A 490-nucleotide genomic window follows, 5' to 3' on the forward strand; every position below is an offset into this window, starting at 1 on the left:
TCCGCCGCGGCAAGAACGACGGCGGCGCCGCGCGGGAGCCGGTGGTGAAGGAGCCGGTGAGCCAGATCCTGCGGCGGCCCGGCGTGGCCTGGAACATGCTCGCGTCCATGGCGCTGCTCTCGGTGATCGACATCCTGGTGGCGTTCCTGCCGCTGGTCGGCGAGGAACTCGGGGTGCCGCCGCTCTGGGTGGGCGTCCTGCTGGCCGTGCGGGCGGGCGCGTCGATCATCTCGCGGATCCTGCTGCCCTGGCTGGTGCACCGGTGGACCCGGATCCAGTTGCTGGTGGTTAGCCTGCTGGGCTCCGGCGCGGCGATCGCGGTGACGCCGTTCGTCCTGGAACCCTTCTGGGTGGCCGCGGCGGCGCTGTTCGTGGGCGGCTTCCTCCTGGGCCTGGGCCAGCCGCTGACCATGACGCTGATCAGCCACGCGGTGCGGCCGGAGTCCCGGGGGTCGGCGCTGGCGCTGCGGCTGCTGGGCAACCGGGTGGG

At 73.5% G+C, this 490-nt stretch carries 1 protein-coding gene; it reads left to right on the plus strand.

What is annotated here, in order from left to right; all coding sequences use genetic code 11:
- The coding region (locus AC5RUJ_RS18280) for an MFS transporter (RefSeq protein WP_494156523.1) at positions 1-490 on the plus strand (490 nt) is incomplete at both ends.

It is taken from the genome of Arthrobacter sp. Y3223164 (assembly GCF_059091005.1).